At 59.3% G+C, this 14,925-nt stretch carries 15 protein-coding genes; 9 read left to right on the forward strand and 6 right to left on the reverse strand.

The features are described 5' to 3' along the window. Positions 1-255: 255 nt before the first annotated feature. The 9 genes from proV to leuA all read left to right on the forward strand — a co-directional run bounded on the left by proV (position 256) and on the right by leuA (position 10,133). Positions 256-1,458, forward strand: coding sequence for a glycine betaine/L-proline ABC transporter ATP-binding protein ProV (proV, locus tag ABLU95_RS22810; RefSeq protein WP_002914328.1), 1,203 nt, complete (start codon positions 256-258; stop codon positions 1,456-1,458). Next, positions 1,451-2,518, forward strand: a complete 1,068-nt coding sequence (proW, locus tag ABLU95_RS22815; protein ID WP_023290754.1) for a glycine betaine/L-proline ABC transporter permease ProW — start codon at positions 1,451-1,453, stop codon at positions 2,516-2,518. The genes proV and proW overlap by 8 nt, the downstream gene beginning before the upstream one ends. A gap of 77 nt (positions 2,519-2,595) precedes the next feature. Continuing rightward, positions 2,596-3,594, forward strand: a complete 999-nt coding sequence (gene proX / locus ABLU95_RS22820) for a glycine betaine/L-proline ABC transporter substrate-binding protein ProX (RefSeq protein ID WP_023290755.1) — start codon at positions 2,596-2,598, stop codon at positions 3,592-3,594. A gap of 181 nt (positions 3,595-3,775) precedes the next feature. Next, on the forward strand, positions 3,776-4,522 hold the full coding sequence (locus ABLU95_RS22825; RefSeq protein ID WP_004205700.1) for an AzlC family ABC transporter permease: 747 nt from the start codon (positions 3,776-3,778) through the stop codon (positions 4,520-4,522). Further along, a complete protein-coding gene (ygaH, locus tag ABLU95_RS22830) occupies positions 4,512-4,847 on the forward strand; it encodes an L-valine transporter subunit YgaH (protein ID WP_004205699.1) in 336 nt (111 codons plus the stop codon). Before ABLU95_RS22825 ends, ygaH begins: the two co-directional genes overlap by 11 nt. Before the next feature lie 90 nt (positions 4,848-4,937). Then, the gene (gene mprA / locus ABLU95_RS22835) at positions 4,938-5,468 is read left to right on the forward strand and encodes a transcriptional repressor MprA (RefSeq protein WP_002914337.1); all 531 of its coding nucleotides are present in this window, start codon (positions 4,938-4,940) and stop codon (positions 5,466-5,468) included. A 125-nt stretch (positions 5,469-5,593) separates the two neighbouring features. Then, on the forward strand, positions 5,594-6,766 hold the full coding sequence (emrA, locus tag ABLU95_RS22840; RefSeq protein WP_004205697.1) for a multidrug efflux MFS transporter periplasmic adaptor subunit EmrA: 1,173 nt from the start codon (positions 5,594-5,596) through the stop codon (positions 6,764-6,766). 15 nt (positions 6,767-6,781) lie between these two features. Beyond that, the gene (gene emrB / locus ABLU95_RS22845) at positions 6,782-8,320 is read left to right on the forward strand and encodes a multidrug efflux MFS transporter permease subunit EmrB (RefSeq protein WP_002914342.1); all 1,539 of its coding nucleotides are present in this window, start codon (positions 6,782-6,784) and stop codon (positions 8,318-8,320) included. Between the two features lie 136 nt (positions 8,321-8,456). Next, complete coding sequence (gene leuA / locus ABLU95_RS22850; RefSeq protein WP_348880427.1) at positions 8,457-10,133, forward strand: 2-isopropylmalate synthase; 1,677 nt, start codon at positions 8,457-8,459, stop codon at positions 10,131-10,133. On the opposite strand, the gene ABLU95_RS22855 is transcribed toward leuA, so the two are convergent. The 6 genes from ABLU95_RS22855 to ABLU95_RS22880 all read right to left on the reverse strand — a co-directional run bounded on the left by ABLU95_RS22855 (position 10,112) and on the right by ABLU95_RS22880 (position 14,658). Then, on the reverse strand, positions 10,112-10,879 hold the full coding sequence (locus tag ABLU95_RS22855; protein WP_032456498.1) for a helix-turn-helix transcriptional regulator: 768 nt from the start codon (positions 10,877-10,879) through the stop codon (positions 10,112-10,114). The genes leuA and ABLU95_RS22855 overlap by 22 nt on opposite strands. A gap of 52 nt (positions 10,880-10,931) precedes the next feature. Further along, the gene (luxS, locus tag ABLU95_RS22860; protein ID WP_023290759.1) at positions 10,932-11,447 is read right to left on the reverse strand and encodes an S-ribosylhomocysteine lyase; all 516 of its coding nucleotides are present in this window, start codon (positions 11,445-11,447) and stop codon (positions 10,932-10,934) included. 156 nt (positions 11,448-11,603) lie between these two features. Next, complete coding sequence (gene gshA / locus ABLU95_RS22865) at positions 11,604-13,160, reverse strand: glutamate--cysteine ligase (protein WP_065883424.1); 1,557 nt, start codon at positions 13,158-13,160, stop codon at positions 11,604-11,606. A gap of 66 nt (positions 13,161-13,226) precedes the next feature. Then, complete coding sequence (locus ABLU95_RS22870) at positions 13,227-13,655, reverse strand: YqaA family protein (protein ID WP_023290761.1); 429 nt, start codon at positions 13,653-13,655, stop codon at positions 13,227-13,229. Beyond that, positions 13,652-14,218 (reverse strand): fructose-1-phosphate/6-phosphogluconate phosphatase, encoded by a 567-nt coding sequence (gene yqaB, locus ABLU95_RS22875; protein WP_004205690.1) that lies wholly within the window; start codon positions 14,216-14,218, stop codon positions 13,652-13,654. Before yqaB ends, ABLU95_RS22870 begins: the two co-directional genes overlap by 4 nt. Before the next feature lie 125 nt (positions 14,219-14,343). Continuing rightward, positions 14,344-14,658, reverse strand: coding sequence for a BON domain-containing protein (locus ABLU95_RS22880; protein ID WP_004205689.1), 315 nt, complete (start codon positions 14,656-14,658; stop codon positions 14,344-14,346). Positions 14,659-14,925 lie beyond the last annotated feature (267 nt).

The raw sequence follows: 14,925 nt of genomic DNA on the forward strand, positions 1-14,925 counted from the left end.
ACTTCGTCATATTTAGCAGAAAACCGGCCCATTTCAGTCTAATTATCCAAAGATAATCAAAAAATATTACCCACAACAAATTACCGCTCAGCCCTTATATCACGGGGGCTGTGCCGCCATGTCCCTCCCTCCATTTTGCCGAGAGTTCGCCATTGAGGGTTGTCACAGAATCTGAGTATGTTAGGGTGTAAAAAGATCATTATCACCATTGGGTACCATATCGCAATAAACAAATAACAGGAACTTCTCTATTGCATGGCAATTAAATTAGAAATTAAAAATCTTTATAAGATATTTGGCGAGCACCCTCACCGTGCCTTCAAATATATTGAGAAAGGACTCAACAAAGCGCAAATACTGGAAAAAACGGGGCTGTCGCTTGGCGTCAAAGACGCCAGTCTGGCCATTGAAGAAGGCGAGATATTCGTCATCATGGGGCTCTCCGGCTCGGGGAAATCCACCATGGTTCGCCTTCTCAATCGCCTGATTGAACCCACCCGCGGCCAGGTGCTGATTGACGGGGTCGATATCGCCAAAATGTCGGACGCCGAGCTGCGCGAGGTGCGTCGTAAAAAAATTGCGATGGTTTTTCAGTCCTTTGCGCTAATGCCGCACATGAGCGTGCTCGACAATACGGCGTTTGGCATGGCGCTTGCCGGCGTCCCGGCCGCTGAGCGAGAGCAAAAAGCGCGGGAAGCGCTGCGTCAGGTGGGGCTGGAGAATTATGCCCACGCCTGGCCGGATGAACTCTCCGGCGGGATGCGTCAGCGCGTCGGTTTAGCCCGCGCCCTGGCGATTAATCCCGATATTCTGTTAATGGATGAAGCCTTCTCCGCGCTCGATCCGCTCATTCGCACCGAAATGCAGGATGAGCTGATCAAATTACAGGCTAAGCATCAGCGTACTATTGTCTTTATTTCCCATGACCTTGATGAAGCCATGCGAATTGGCGATCGTATCGCCATTATGCAAAATGGCGAAGTGGTTCAGGTCGGCACTCCGGATGAAATATTGAATAATCCGGCCAATGATTATGTCCGCACCTTCTTCCGCGGCGTCGATATTAGCCAGGTCTTCAGCGCAAAAGATATTGCCCGTCGTAGCCCGGTCGGCCTGATTCGTAAAACGCCAGGTTTTGGCCCCCGCTCTGCGCTGAAATTATTACAGGATGAAGACCGGGAATATGGCTATGTCATTGAGCGCGGTAATCGCTTTGTCGGGATTGTCTCGATCGATTCTCTGAAAACCGCGCTCAGCGCCGGCCAGGGGATCGAGGCGGCGCTGATTGACGCCCCGCTGGCGGTGGAGGCGCAAACGCCGCTCAGCGATCTGCTCTCCCACGTCGGCCACGCCCCGTGCGCCGTCCCGGTGGTGGATGAAGAACAACAATATATTGGCATCATTTCCAAACGAATGTTGCTCCAGGCTTTAGATCGCGAGGGGGTGAATCATGGCTGATCAAACCAATCCGTGGGACAGCGCCCCGGCAACCGACAGCGCCGCTCAGGCTGCAGACGCCTGGGGTGGCGCCTCAACTGCCGCGCCGACTAATGGCGGCGGCGCCGACTGGCTGCACAGCGCCCCGGCGCCGCAGCCGGAACAGTTCAATATCATGGATCCGTTCCATAAGACCCTGATCCCGCTCGACAGCTGGGTGACCCACGCCATCGACTGGATCGTGCTGCACTTCCGCCCGCTGTTCCAGGGGATCCGCGTGCCGATCGACTACATCCTCAGTGCCTTCCAGCAGCTGCTGTTGGGGATGCCGGCGCCGGTGGCGATTATCGTCTTCGCGCTGATCGCCTGGCAGATCTCCAGCCTCGGCATGGGGGTCGCCACCCTGGTCTCGCTGATTGCCATCGGCGCCATCGGCGCGTGGTCGCAGGCGATGGTCACCCTGGCGCTGGTCCTCACCGCCCTGCTGTTCTGCATGATCATCGGCCTGCCGCTGGGGATCTGGCTGGCGCGCAGTCCGCGAGCGGCGAAAATTATCCGCCCGCTGCTGGATGCCATGCAGACCACGCCGGCCTTCGTCTACCTGGTGCCGATCGTGATGCTGTTCGGCATCGGCAACGTGCCCGGCGTGGTGGTGACGATTATCTTCGCCCTGCCGCCGATCGTCCGTCTGACCATCCTCGGGATAAACCAGGTGCCTGCGGATCTGATCGAAGCGTCGCGCTCGTTTGGCGCCAGCCCGCGCCAGCTGCTGTTTAAAGTTCAGCTGCCGCTGGCGATGCCCACCATTATGGCCGGGGTTAACCAGACGCTAATGCTGGCCCTGTCGATGGTGGTGATCGCCTCAATGATCGCCGTCGGCGGTCTTGGCCAGATGGTGCTGCGCGGCATTGGCCGCCTGGATATGGGCCTGGCCACCGTCGGCGGCGTGGGGATCGTGATCCTGGCGATTATTCTTGACCGCCTCACCCAGGCCGTCGGCCGCGACGCCCGCAGTCGCGGCAACCGCCGCTGGTACACCACCGGCCCGCTGGGGCTTCTCACTCGCCCTTTCTGTCGATAAGTCGATAACAGCGCCGCACCCCGGCACCAGCCGATGCCGGGGAGCCGCCTTCCCGTTAAACAATAAGAGGAACCACCATGCGACATAGCACGATGATGGCCACCGCCGCCTTTGCCACCCTGATCGCCACCAGCGCCTTCGCCGCCGACCTGCCGGGCAAAGGAATTACCGTCAAGCCGGCGCAGAGCACTATCTCCGAAGAGAGCTTCCAGACCCTGCTGGTCAGCCGCGCGCTGGAGAAGCTTGGCTACACCGTCGAAAAACCGAGCGAAGTGGACTATAACGTTGCCTATACCTCGATTGCCGCCGGGGATACGACCTTTATCGCCACCAACTGGCAGCCGCTACACGATGACATGTACGCCGCGGCGGGCGGTGATAACAAATTTTACCGCAAGGGGGTGTACGTCTCAGGCGCCGCCCAGGGCTATCTGATCGATAAAAAAACCGCCGAGCAGTACCACATCACCTCTATCGATCAGCTCAAAGATCCGCAGATCGCCAAACTGTTTGATACTAACAACGACGGTAAAGCGGACCTCACCGGCTGCACCCCGGGCTGGGGCTGCGAAGCGGTGATTAACCACCAGATTGACGCCTATGGCCTGAGCAAAACCGTTACCCATAACCAGGGCAACTACGCGGCGATGATGGCCGACACCATCGCCCGCTATAAAGAGGGTAAACCGGTGCTCTACTACACCTGGACGCCGTACTGGGTTAGCGACGTGCTGAAGCCTGGCAAAGACGTCGTCTGGCTGCAGGTGCCGTTCTCCTCCCTGCCGGGCGAGCAGAAAAACATCGATACCAAACTGGCCAACGGCGCCAACTATGGCTTCCCGGTGAACACAATGCACATCGTCGCCAACAAAGCCTGGGCGGAGAAAAATCCGGCCGCCGCCACTCTGTTTAGCGTCATGAAGCTGCCGATCGCCGACATCAATGCCGAGAATGCGATGATGCACGAAGGCCATGCTTCTGAAGCCGACATTAACGGTCATGTTGATGGTTGGATCAAAGCCCACCAGCCGCTGTTCGACAGCTGGGTGAAAGCCGCCCTCGCCGCGCAGCAGTAACCCGCTCCCGGATAAGGCCCGGCGCCTTATCCGGGCCCCCTTCCCCGCCTTTCATCCCGTCTGGGTCAGGGAAAAGCGGATTGCGGGCATTTTCATAGTGTTAAGGCGCGTCGCGCTCTGTTAAGGTGGGGACATCGGTCAATTTGCCACCTTCACATGGATCCAGCGATAAGTTATTCATATGGAAAACCCCGCGCCCTTAACCTGTGCCTTATCTGAACGTGTCGCCACCGTCGGCGAAGGCATTAAAGACAGTCTCCCCATCGTCATCAGCTACCTTCCGGTGGCATTCGCCTTCGGACTCAATGCCACCCGGCTGGGTTTCACCCCGCTGGAAAGCCTGTTTTTCTCCTGCATCATTTACGCCGGCGCCAGCCAGTTTGTGATCACCGCCATGCTGGCCGCCGGCAGTTCGCTGTGGGTCGCCGCCCTGACGGTGATGGCGATGGACGTACGCCACGTGCTGTATGGCCCCTCGCTGCGCAGCCGCATTCATACCGCGCTGAACAAAAAGAAAACCGCCCTCTGGGCCTTCGGCCTGACCGATGAGGTTTTCGCCGCCGCCACCGCCAGGCTGGTTCGCGACAACCGCCGCTGGAGCGAAAACTGGATGCTCGGTCTCGCGTTTACCTCGTGGGCATCGTGGGTGTGCGGCACGCTGGCCGGCGCCTGGTCCGGCAACGGTTTGCTGGTGGACTATCCGGCGGTGGAAGCCGCGCTCGGCTTTATGCTGCCGGCGCTGTTTATGAGCTTCCTGCTGGCCTCTTTCCAGCGCCAGCAGTCCCTGTGCGTCACCGCGGCGCTGGCGGGCGCCCTGGGCGGCATTCTGTTATTTTCCATTCCGGCGGCGATCCTCGCCGGGATTGTCTGCGGGTGTCTGACGGCGCTGGTCCAGGCCATGCTGAAGGGGATGCCGGATGAACAGTGAGGTCCTTCTGCTCGGAGTGATTGTCGGCGGCGTGAACTATCTGTTTCGTTATCTTCCCCTGCGTCTGCGCGCGGGTCATGCCCGGCCTGCCCGTCGTGGCCCGGTCAGCGTGCTGCTGGATACCATCGGCATCGCCTCGATTTGCGCGCTGCTGGTGGTCTCCAGCGTGCCGGAGATCCTCGCCGATGCCCATCGCCTGGCGCCGACGCTGATCGGCTTCCTGGTGCTGGGGGGCGCCTTCTGGAAAACCCGCAGCATTATTATCCCGACCCTGCTGTCGGCGTTGGCCTACGGTCTGGCCTGGAAAATCGCCAGCGGGCTCTAAGCTTTGCGTATCAATTTTGGTCAATAATTCATTTGATTTATTTGTCACAATAGTTATTATATCGGCTGTAATTAATGAGGTCATACCCAAATGGATAGTTCGTTTACTCCCATTGAGCAAATGCTCAAGTTCCGCGCCAGCCGCCATGAAGATTTCCCGTTCCAGGAGATTCTGTTAACTCGTCTTTGCATGCATATGCAAGGTAAGCTGCTGGAAAATCGCAATAAAATGCTCAAAGCGCAGGGAATTAACGAGACATTATTTATGGCGCTGATTACGCTGGAGTCGCAGGAAAACCACAGCATTCAGCCGTCCGAGCTGAGCTGTGCGCTGGGCTCGTCGCGTACCAACGCCACCCGTATCGCTGATGAACTGGAAAAACGCGGCTGGATTGAACGCCGCGAGAGCGATAACGATCGTCGCTGTCTGCATCTGCAGCTGACCGAAAAGGGCCATCAGTTTTTGCGTGAAGTCCTGCCGCCGCAGCATAACTGCCTGCACCAGCTGTGGTCTTCACTCAGCACCAGCGAAAAAGATCAGCTCGAACACATTACCCGCAAACTCCTGAGCCGCCTTGACCAGATGGAAGAAGAAGGCGTGCTGGCGGACTCTCTACGCTAAGGGCGGCGTCGCTCAGCCCATTTTTACGTTGCAAGGAAAACAGCCAGGCCAGCAGATCTCTGCTGGCCTTTCTGATAAACAGGTCGGCTCAGCCGATGTGAAATAATAAGATCGTGGAGAATAACATGAGCGCAAATGCGGAGAGCCAAACCCCGCAGCAACCAGGCAGCAAAAAAGGGAAGCGTAAAGGCGCCCTTCTGTTGCTGACATTGCTCTTCATTATTATTGCCGTGGCATATGGGATTTACTGGTTTCTGGTACTGCGTCACTACGAAGAGACCGACGATGCCTACGTGGCAGGGAACCAGGTACAAATTATGGCCCAGGTCTCGGGCAGCGTGACCAAAGTCTGGGCAGACAACACGGACTATGTGCAGAAAGGCGATCCGCTGGTCACTCTCGATCAGACCGATGCCCAACAGGCGTTTGAGAAAGCCAAAACGCAGCTGGCCGCCAGCGTGCGTCAAACCCGTCAGCAGATGATCAACAGCAAGCAGCTGCAGGCGAATATTGACGTCAAAAAGACCGCCCTCGCCCAGGCGCAGGCTGACCTGAACCGCCGCATCCCGCTGGGCGCCGCGAACCTCATCGGCCGCGAAGAGCTGCAGCACGCCCGCGACACCGTCGCCAGCGCGCAGGCCGAGCTTGACGTGGCTATCCAGCAGTACAACGCCAACCAGGCGATCGTGCTGGGTACCAAACTGGAACAGCAGCCGGCGGTGCTGCAGGCGGCGACCGAAGTGCGTAATGCCTGGCTGGCCCTGCAGCGTACGCAGATCGTCAGCCCGATTAGCGGCTACGTTTCCCGCCGCTCGGTACAGCCTGGGGCGCAGATCGGCACCACCACGCCGCTGATGGCGGTGGTTCCGGCGACCAACCTGTGGATCGACGCTAACTTTAAAGAGACCCAGCTGGCGCATATGCGCATCGGCCAGCCGGCCACCGTAATCAGCGACATCTATGGCGATGACGTGAAATACACCGGCAAGGTGGTTGGTCTGGATATGGGTACCGGGAGCGCCTTCTCCCTGCTGCCGGCGCAGAACGCCACCGGCAACTGGATCAAAGTGGTACAGCGCTTGCCGGTCCGCATCGAGCTGGATGAAAAACAGCTGGCGGAACACCCGCTGCGCATCGGCCTCTCGACGCTGGTGGAAGTTAACACCACCGATCGCGATGGCGAAATGCTGGCAAGCCAGGTGCGGAGCTCCCCGGTCTACGAGAGCAATGCCCGCGAAATCGCTCTCGATCCGGTCAATAAACTGATAGACGAGATCATTCAGGCCAACGCCGGATAATTCGGGGTGAGTGTAATGCAACAGCAAAAACCGCTGGAAGGCGCGCAGCTGGTCATCATGACCATTGCGCTGTCGCTCGCGACGTTCATGCAGGTGCTGGATTCCACTATCGCCAACGTGGCGATCCCGACCATCGCCGGTAACCTTGGCTCATCGCTGAGCCAGGGGACCTGGGTCATCACCTCGTTCGGGGTCGCTAACGCCATCTCCATTCCGATCACCGGGTGGCTGGCCAAGCGCGTGGGCGAGGTGAAGCTGTTCCTGTGGTCCACCACCGCTTTCGCCATCGCCTCCTGGGCCTGCGGCGTCTCCAACAGCCTGACGATGCTGATCTTCTTCCGCGTCATTCAGGGGATTGTTGCCGGGCCGCTGATCCCACTGTCGCAAAGTCTGTTGCTCAGCAACTATCCGCCGGCGAAACGCTCTATCGCCCTGGCGCTGTGGTCGATGACGGTGATCGTCGCTCCCATCTGCGGCCCGATCCTCGGCGGCTATATCAGCGATAACTACCACTGGGGATGGATCTTCTTTATCAACGTGCCCATTGGCGTGGCGGTGGTGCTGATGACCCTGCAGACCCTGCGCAACCGGGAAACCAAAACCGAACAGCGGCGTATCGACGGCGTCGGTCTGGCGCTGCTGATCATCGGTATCGGTAGCCTGCAGGTGATGCTGGACCGGGGTAAAGAGCTGGACTGGTTCTCCTCCAATGAAATTATCATTCTGACCATCGTGGCGGTGGTGGCGATAAGCTTCCTGATCGTCTGGGAGCTGACCGACGATAACCCGATTGTCGATCTGTCGCTGTTTAAGTCGCGCAACTTCACCATCGGCTGCCTTTGTATCAGCCTGGCCTACATGCTCTACTTCGGGGCCATCGTGCTGCTGCCACAGCTGTTGCAGGAGGTCTACGGCTACACCGCGACCTGGGCCGGCCTGGCGTCAGCGCCGGTGGGGGTGATCCCGGTCATTCTGTCGCCGATTATCGGCCGCTTTGCGCATAAGCTCGATATGCGACGGCTGGTCACCTTCAGCTTTATCATGTACGCCGTCTGCTTCTACTGGCGCGCCTGGACCTTCGAACCGGGGATGGACTTTGGCGCCTCGGCGTGGCCGCAGTTTATCCAGGGCTTCGCGGTAGCCTGCTTCTTCATGCCGTTGACCACCATCACCCTCTCCGGCCTGCCGCCGGAACGGCTGGCGGCGGCGTCGAGCTTGTCGAACTTCACCCGTACCCTTGCCGGCTCCATTGGGACCTCGATCACCACCACCCTGTGGACCAACCGCGAGGCGCTGCACCATGCGCAGCTCACCGAATCGGTGACGCCGTTCAATCCCAACGCGCAGCAGATCTACGATCAGCTGCAGGGGATGGGAATGACGCAGCAGCAGGCGTCCGGCTGGATAGCGCAGCAGATAACCAACCAGGGACTGATTATCTCCGCCAACGAAATCTTCTGGATCTCAGCGGCCATTTTCATCCTGCTGTTGGGACTGGTGTGGTTCGCCAGACCCCCGTTCAGCGCCGGCGGCGGCGGCGGCGGCGCGCACTAAGCCTCACATTAAGGGACCTGCGGGTCCCTTTTTTACGGCGTCAGGTTGTCCAGTTCTCGCTAGTTTCTGTCTCGTTTGCGAAAGCCCGCCAGCCGGCGCTCGGGCAGGATAGAGGCTGACTATTAAGGAGAACACTATGCTGAGCCATCCTGCTGAAAAGTACCGTCCCTATCCGCCGATTACCCTGCCCGACCGCCGCTGGCCGGACCGGCAAATCAGCCACGCCCCGCGCTGGCTGTCGACCGACCTGCGCGACGGCAACCAGGCGCTGGCGGAGCCCATGGACAGCGCCCGCAAACTGCAGTTCTGGGATCTGCTGCTGGAGTGCGGCTTTAAAGAGATTGAGGTCGCCTTCCCTTCCGCCTCGCAAACCGATTTCAACTTTGTCCGCCGGCTGATTGACGAACAGCGCATCCCGGAGGAGGTCACCATCCAGGTGCTGACCCAGGCGCGGGACCCGCTGATCCTGCGTACCTTTGAAGCGCTGCGCGGCGCCCACCGGGCCACCGTCCACCTCTACAACGCCACCGCGCCGCTGTTCCGCGAACTGGTTTTCGGCATGGACAAGGCCGAGGTGATCGCCCTCGCGACCCGCGCCACCCGGCTTATCCGCCAGCAGTGCGAACAACAGCCGGAGACCCGCTGGCAATATGAATATTCGCCTGAAACCTTCTGCTTCACCGAACCGGCGTTTGCGCTTGAGATTTGCGAAGCGGTGGCGGACGTCTGGCAGCCCTGCGCCGAGCGACCGATGATCGTCAATCTGCCGGCGACGGTGGAGGTCAACACCCCCAACGTCTATGCCGATCAGATCGAGTACTTTTGCCGCCACTTCTCCCGCCGCGGCGAGGTCTGCATCAGCGTGCATCCTCACAATGACCGCGGTACCGGCGTCGCCAGCGCCGAGCTGGCGGTGATGGCCGGCGCCGACCGGGTGGAAGGCTGCCTGTTCGGCAACGGCGAACGCACCGGCAATGTCTGCCTGGTGACGCTGGCGATGAACCTCTACAGCCAGGGCGTCGACCCTGAGCTTCGCTTCGAGCAGATGAACCGGGTGGTGGAAGTGGTGGAAAACTGCAATCAGATCCCCGTGCACCCACGCCACCCGTGGGCGGGAAGTCTGGCCTACACTGCCTTCTCCGGTTCCCATCAGGATGCGATCAAAAAAGGGTTTGATGCCCGTCAGCCTGGCGACCCATGGCGGATGCCCTACCTGCCCATTGACCCGCAGGATATTGGCTGCAGTTATGAGGCGGTGATCCGCGTCAACAGCCAGTCGGGGAAAAGCGGCAGCGCCTGGCTTATCGAACAAAATCATGGTCTGAAGCTGCCCCGCGGGCTGCAGCAGGACTTCAGCCAGCACGTTCAGCAGGCCACCGATAGCGACGGCAAAGAGATGACCCACCATGCGCTGTGGCAGCTGTTCCGCACGCGCTACGGGCTGCAGGCGCAGCCTGCGCTGACGCTGGTCGATTATCAGAGCGCCAGCCAGCAGGATGGCCAGCTGTCCCTGCAGGCGACGCTGCGTCACCACGGCGAAACCCGACGCCTGCAGGGCCAGGGCAACGGCCTGCTCTCCGCCGCCGCCAGCGGCCTCAGCGCGCTGTTTCGGCAGCCGTTTATGATCAAGGACTATCATGAGCATACCCTCGGCGCGCGCAGCGACAGCCGGTCGGTGGCCTATATCCGCTGCGTTTTTCCGCAAGGAGAAAGCTACTGGGGCGTGGGTATCGATAATGACGTGGCGCGCGCCTCGCTGCAGGCGCTGTGCAATGCGCTCAGCGCCGCCGATCAGGCCGGCGGACGAAAATAGTCGCTGGGGGCGACGCCCATCACCCGACGAAACATGGCGCTGAAGGCGCTGTGGCTGCCGTAGCCCAGCTCCAGCGCCACCCGCAGGACGGAGTGGCCCTGCGCCAGGCGAATCAGCGCTTCCATTAGCTTCGCCCGGCGCACCCACTCGCGCCACGTCAGGCTAGTCTGCTGCTGAAAATGGCGGTTCAGGGTTCGCTCGCTCATGCTGCACGCCTTCGCCGCCTGGCTGCTGCTCCAGACGTCGCCCGGCGCCTCGCGCACCTGCTGACACAGCCGGCGCAGCGTTTCGCTTTGCGGCTCCGGCAGGCCAAACGGCAGGATCGCCATCCCGCGGATCTCATCGAGGATCAGCTCATAAATCCGTTCGTCGCGGCTGGCGGGGGCATAGCGCTCGGCCAGCGCCAGGGAAGAGACGATCAGTTCCCGCAGCAGCGGCGTGATCTGTACGATCTGGCAGCCCGCCGGAAGATCGGCGCGCGCCAGCGGATCGATAAACAACGTGCGCGCCGCGACGTTGCCGGTCATGCGCAGCGCGTGGGGCGTTCCCGCCGGCAGCCAGACGCCGCGCCCGGGCGGCACCACCCAGTAGCCTGCCGGCGTCGCCACCCGCACCACGCCGCTTAAAATATGCAGCAGTTGGGCGCAGTCATGCTGATGCCAGTCTTCCTGGTCACCGTGAGCGTAATCATGGGCAAAGGGCACCAGCGGGCGGTGCTGAAAGGAGAAGGTGGTGGTGGTCGTCATGGCGGCGTCGGGAGAGCGGCCCGGCGACAGGCGTCGGGCCGCGGCGGAAGCACTAGATGTGCAGTTCCTGCAGTTTTTCTTTCGGCAACGCCAGTTCGTCGTTGCTGTTGATGCGCACATCGCGCTCAATGATATGACGAGCGATCTCCTGCGCCTCTTCCAGCGAGTGCATGGTATAGGTCCCGCACTGGTAGACGTTCAGCTCCGGGATCTGGTTCTGATCTTGCACCTTCAGCACGTCGGCCATCGCCGCTTTCCAGGCGTCGGCGACGCGCTGCTCGTCCGGCGTACCAATCAGGCTCATATAGAACCCGGTGCGGCAGCCCATCGGCGAAATGTCGATAATTTCCACGCCATTCCCGTTCAGGTGATCGCGCATAAAGCCGGCGAACAGGTGCTCCAGGGTGTGGATACCGCGCTCCGGCATCACTTCCTGGTTCGGCACGCAGAAGCGCAGATCGAATACGGTGATTTCATCGCCATGCGGCGTGTTCATTTTCTTCGCGACACGCACCGCTGGGGCTTCCATTCGGGTATGGTCGACTGTGAAACTATCTAACAACGGCATTCGTCACCTCCGGGAGTGAATTTTTTTAAAATAAAATGAACTCTTTGTTCAGCCGCGAGTCTCAGTATATGAAAGACGCGCATTTATTATCATCATCATCCCTGAATCAGAGATGAAAGTTTGGCCACAGTGATGTGGCCTTTTTCTTTTCCAGCGCTACGCGTGCCGCGCCAACAGCGCCTCAAACGGCTCGCTGTCTTCCGCTTCTACTTTCTTCTGTCGCGCCACCGACGCGTCGCGCTCGGCGATGAAATCTTCTTCGCTCAGGATCTCCAGCGGCTCTTCACGCAGCTGGGTGCGGTAACGATCGGCCAGCGCACGGCCGGTTCCGCCAATCCCTTCTTCAATCATAGAACGCAGAATGCGGGCTGAGAAGGTTAATTCCGGATCGTCAAAACAGGCCAGCAGCTCATCGCAGACCTGTTGATAGGCCTCGCCGCCGTGAATGCTGTCCAGCGTCTGCGCCACGCGGCGTAAATCGCGGAACAGATCTTTACCTACCTGCGCCAGCGGGAACTGCGCGCTTTCGCAGCCGATGCCCAACGTTAAGCCCGGCTTACGGCCTTCCAGAATCACCCGATTCCAGTTGGTGCGAGTGCACAGCAGCTCATCGCTGCTCATCTCCGGCGCGTCGGCCAGCGCGCACCAAACCATAAACAGATCGAGGAAACGCACCTGCTGGGCGTCAACGCCGATCGGCGAGAACGGGTTGATATCCAGCGAACGCACTTCAATGTACTCAATGCCGCCGCGCAGCAGCGCATCGGACGGGGTTTCGCCCCGACGGGTGACGCGTTTCGGGCGGATCGGCGCATAGAGTTCGTTTTCAATCTGCAGGATATTGCTGTTGATCTGCAGATACTTACCGTCTTTTTCCAGCCCGATTTTGGCGTACTCTTCCGACGGCGTTTTAATCGCGCGCTTCAATCCTGCCACATACTCGTGCAGATCGTTAAACGTAATTCCGAGATTGCTTTGCGACTTATTGGTATAACCGAGGTCGCTGAGGCGCAGCGAGGTGGCGTACGGCAGGTAGTACATGCCGTTGCCCGTCTCCTCAAAGGGCAGCGTCGTCGGCTTTCCTTGCAGGAATGAAGAGCAAATCGCCGGCGAGGCGCCGAACAGATACGGGATCACCCAGCCAAAGCGATAGTAGTTACGAATCGTGCGAAAATAGCCTGCTGAAATGGCCTCTTTCCCGCTTTCAGCGTCTTCCACACCGCACTTCGCCTGCCAGAACGTCATCGGCAGCGAGAAGTTATAGTGCACGCCGGAGATAGTCTGCATCAGCGCGCCGTAGCGGTTCTTCAGCCCCTCGCGATACAGCGTTTTCAGGCGTCCCACGTTAGAGGTGCCGTACTGCGCCAGCTCAATATCCTGACCGGGGGCGATATAGCAGGGCATGCTCAGCGGCCACATCCGCTCGTCACCGATCTGACGCGCGGTATAGCGATGGACATCGCGCATAAAGGTCAGCATATGCTCAATATCGCCGTCCACCGGCGTAATAAACTCGAGTAAAGCTTCGGCAAAATCGGTGGTAATCCATTTATGCGTCAGCGCTGAGCCTAACGCCAGAGGGTGACCGGTCGTCGCCAGCGTACCGTCTGCGTTCACGCGCAGCGTCTCCCGCTCCAGACCACGTTGAATACCCTGCAGGGCCTGCGGATGTTTTTCCAGCCAGGCCAGCGCCTGTGATACGTCCGGGATCAATTTGACCTCCCGCCTGTCGAAATCGTTTGAATAAGCATAATTGTAATGGATGAACTATCAGTCCAATTAGTGCCACCACGTCATGCCCTGAAGCGTCGCTGCCGCAATGACGATATAGCGCAGCGCCTTTCCAAGGCATAAGAAAAAGAGTACCGGTCCCCAGGAAATGCGCATCCATCCCGCCAGCAAACACAGTAAATCGCCGACAACCGGCGCCCAGCTTAGCAACAGCGTCACCGCGCCGTAGCGCTTAAGCCAGCCGGCCGCCCGCTCCTGCCAGCGCGAGGTTTTACGCAGCGGAAACAGGCGCCCCAGAATAACGTTAGTTACCCCTCCAAGGCTATTGCCGATTGTTGCTATTAATACTAACCACCACGGATGACTAACCCCCGTAAGAAGCATCGCAACCAGCACAACCTCCGAATTGCCGGGAAGCAGCGTGGCGCTTAAAAAGCTACTGGCAAACAGCGAGAGGAGTGACAGCGCGTCGCTCACAGCAAACGCACGTCTACAGCGTCCATTCCCGCGCGCTTCGCCGCCTGCAGACCAAAGTCGGCATCTTCGAAGACCACGCATTTTTCCGGCGCGACGCCCATGCGCTCGGCGCACAGCAGGAAGGTATCGGGCGCGGGTTTATGGTTGACCACATGATCGGCCGCCACCACCGCGGAGAAGTAATGACGCAGGCCCAGGTGCGCCAGCAGCGCTTCGGCGACGGCGCTTTCACTACCAGTGCCGACCGACATCGGGCGACGGCCGTGCCACGCTTTGACCACCTCGATCAGCGGCAATGGGCGTACGCTATCCAGCAGCATCGCCTTAACGGCCAGGGTTTTTTCCTGCGCCAGGCGATGTGGATCGAGATCCGCCTGGTTGAGTTCAATAATCGCCTGGGCAATCCGCCAGGTCGGTGAGCCATTGAGGGCGACCATCGCCTGTTCGTCGAAACGCATACCGTAGCGGCCCAGCACCTCGTTCCATGCCTGACGGTGGGTCGGCTCGGTATCGAGGATGGTGCCATCCATATCAAAGATCAGTCCTGCGTAACCTTCGTACATCGTCTTCTCACCAACCGGTTAATGAATGGTTACTGTAACGCAAAAGCCGGTCGTTGTCGCGGCCAGCGGCGCAGACGACAAAGGCGCCCACAGGCGCCTTCAGGCATCAGACCGGATAGCCGGCCTTATTTAATACGCAGATCGTTTTCGACCATTCGCACGCCCTGCACCCGACGGGTGACTTCCACCGCCCGTTTAGCGCTTTCCGCGGAGGAGACAAATCCGCTCAGCTGGACGCGGCCTTTAAAGGTCTGGACGCTGATTTCAGAGGACTTGATGTCTTTATCGTTAAAGAGCGCCGTTTTCACCTTGGTGGTCACCACGGTATCGTCAATATAGCCGCCCGTACTCTCCTTTGTAGCCGATCCCGCACAGCCAGCGAGGGCAGTCGCCACCAGCAGCGTTGCGCAAAAAGCAGGTATTGCTTTGAACCATTTCATGGATTTCTCTCCTTGCATTTATCTCAGCCTGATAACGCTGATATACAAGGATAAATTATAGTGGAAAGCGCGGCTTGCCAATAAAAAAGTCAGGATGAAACTGGCGATGGGAAACGCGGTTATCGGGATGGTGAGAGAAGAGTGAAGATGATGCATTCAGAACGGGTGCTGCGATAATTTCGCAGCCTATGTAACAACATCGTCGCTGTTATTAAGGAGAATATGGTGCATCCGGGAGGATTCGAACCTCCGACCGCTCGGTTCGTA

The sequence above is a fragment of the Klebsiella sp. GG_Kp146 genome, from assembly GCF_040061975.1.
Classification (GTDB): Bacteria; Pseudomonadota; Gammaproteobacteria; order Enterobacterales; family Enterobacteriaceae; genus Klebsiella; species Klebsiella quasipneumoniae.

Coding starts and splice junctions, on each gene's coding strand:
- proV (WP_002914328.1), top strand. CDS start 256: ATGGCAATTAAATTAGAAATTAAAAATCTTTATAAGATATTTGGCGAG.
- proW (WP_023290754.1), top strand. CDS start 1,451: ATGGCTGATCAAACCAATCCGTGGGACAGCGCCCCGGCAACCGACAGC.
- proX (WP_023290755.1), top strand. CDS start 2,596: ATGCGACATAGCACGATGATGGCCACCGCCGCCTTTGCCACCCTGATC.
- ABLU95_RS22825 (WP_004205700.1), top strand. CDS start 3,776: ATGGAAAACCCCGCGCCCTTAACCTGTGCCTTATCTGAACGTGTCGCC.
- ygaH (WP_004205699.1), top strand. CDS start 4,512: ATGAACAGTGAGGTCCTTCTGCTCGGAGTGATTGTCGGCGGCGTGAAC.
- mprA (WP_002914337.1), top strand. CDS start 4,938: ATGGATAGTTCGTTTACTCCCATTGAGCAAATGCTCAAGTTCCGCGCC.
- emrA (WP_004205697.1), top strand. CDS start 5,594: ATGAGCGCAAATGCGGAGAGCCAAACCCCGCAGCAACCAGGCAGCAAA.
- emrB (WP_002914342.1), top strand. CDS start 6,782: ATGCAACAGCAAAAACCGCTGGAAGGCGCGCAGCTGGTCATCATGACC.
- leuA (WP_348880427.1), top strand. CDS start 8,457: ATGCTGAGCCATCCTGCTGAAAAGTACCGTCCCTATCCGCCGATTACC.
- ABLU95_RS22855 (WP_032456498.1), bottom strand. CDS start 10,879: ATGACGACCACCACCACCTTCTCCTTTCAGCACCGCCCGCTGGTGCCC.
- luxS (WP_023290759.1), bottom strand. CDS start 11,447: ATGCCGTTGTTAGATAGTTTCACAGTCGACCATACCCGAATGGAAGCC.
- yqaB (WP_004205690.1), bottom strand. CDS start 14,218: ATGTACGAAGGTTACGCAGGACTGATCTTTGATATGGATGGCACCATC.
- ABLU95_RS22880 (WP_004205689.1), bottom strand. CDS start 14,658: ATGAAATGGTTCAAAGCAATACCTGCTTTTTGCGCAACGCTGCTGGTG.